At 57.5% G+C, this 1,385-nt stretch carries 2 protein-coding genes; one reads left to right on the top strand and one right to left on the bottom strand.

The window, feature by feature from the left end; translation table 11 throughout:
• Positions 1 to 197, top strand: a 197-nt coding sequence (locus H5U08_RS18860; protein ID WP_297036721.1) for a hypothetical protein, incomplete at its 5' end; no start/stop codon positions are given.
• 266 nt (positions 198 to 463) lie between these two features.
• On the opposite strand, the gene H5U08_RS18855 is transcribed toward H5U08_RS18860, so the two are convergent.
• Positions 464 to 799 carry a hypothetical protein gene (locus H5U08_RS18855; protein WP_297036719.1) on the bottom strand — a complete coding sequence of 112 codons (336 nt, stop codon included), beginning with the start codon at positions 797 to 799 and terminating at the stop codon, positions 464 to 466.
• Positions 800 to 1,385: the final 586 nt, after the last annotated feature.

Genomic DNA, 1,385 nt, shown 5'->3' with positions numbered 1-1,385 from the left:
AGCCCATCGCGGCTGACGTCATCGATTTCAAGACAGACGACATCACACCGGACCAGCTTGCAGCACGGGTCGAGTTTTATCGGCCGCAGCTCGTCATGTATCGGGAAGCAGCCGCACGCTGGTTGCATGTGCCCGAAGATCGTGTGTCGGCCCGTCTAGTGTTCACGCAACCGGGGGAGGTTATTCGTGTCGTTTAGCGCAGGCCGCGAAGAGTGTTTGCGGGCCTCAAGAAAAAAGATCATGGCAGACCGGTCCATCGATCTGCCATGATCTTCATCCTGAAATCGGGGACATCGGCAGGCATCCCGCCTCCCGGCAGGTTATTATCTATATCGGCTCACGTGCTCTTTTTTCTTCAGCAAAAATGTTTTTGTTTTCGCGTCATCATTCGCTCATCTGGACGGGCACGATCCTCTCGCCACTGACGATTCCAACGGCACAATTCGTCACAGCTTGCGTGCGGCTATTCACTGGTCTTTCCCTCATATTGCCCAATGACGGGATCCACAGAGGTTGAACCACAGCCACACGGTGCGTGGCGTTCCCAGCCGCCGACAGGCCGCGCCACCGCCCACCGGTGACATGCCCGAAGTTTTTTCATCTCGCAGTAGCCGGCCCAAACCTGGCTGCAGCGGCTCGGGGTGAATTCGCAGCACCCCTGCTGGTAACCGAGCAGGGCATAAGAAGGTGCGCAACACGCTGGAGCACCCAAATCTCTGGCGGGGGATTGTGCCCACGTCGGTGCAGTCGGGAGAACCGTCAAAATCACCACAAAAATGAAACTCTGCAGGAAACGCATCTTCGCAATCCCCGTCCTCTTTCCGCACAACGTACCACAATTCGCGCACGGCGTTCCGACCGCCGCTCGTCTTCCTCGTTATCGTCGCCAAAACCAGGGACTGTTACGAGAACCCGCCGCTGCCCGCAGGACGCGCATTGTCGGCAATGTCCGGGCTCCGGCCCCCTCCCTTTTTGTGAGGAAATCGCAAGAGGCCGAAACCCCAGCGTGTTGTCGGGAAAGTTCACGCCGATGGATTGAACCGAATGGAACGTCTCGCCTGGTAGGGGCAATTCACGAATTGCCCAACCATTCACGAATTGCCCGTACCGAAGTCAAGGCAACGGCGAAAAACGTGGGTCAGTGCGATTCATGAACCGCCCCTACAGCACAGCGTGTCCGTGGCATGTCGCGTATTTCGCAAATCTGGCGATGGGTCGGCCCTGCTCCTTCGTGTGGAATAAAATCCCGGTCCCCAATTGGCCACCAAAACCACGGAGAACGCGTGAGTCGATCACGGTATGACCTGCGGTCGAATAACTTCGCAGTGGATGGCCGCCATCTCCGTCTTGAGCTTCTGAAACGTCGCCTCATCGGGACAGAGTCC

The organism is Thermogutta sp. (genome assembly GCF_014359955.1).
Classification (GTDB): Bacteria; Planctomycetota; Planctomycetia; order Pirellulales; family Thermoguttaceae; genus Thermogutta.
Note: the sequence above shows the minus strand (reverse complement) of the source record. Positions and strands in the feature narration are given on the sequence as shown.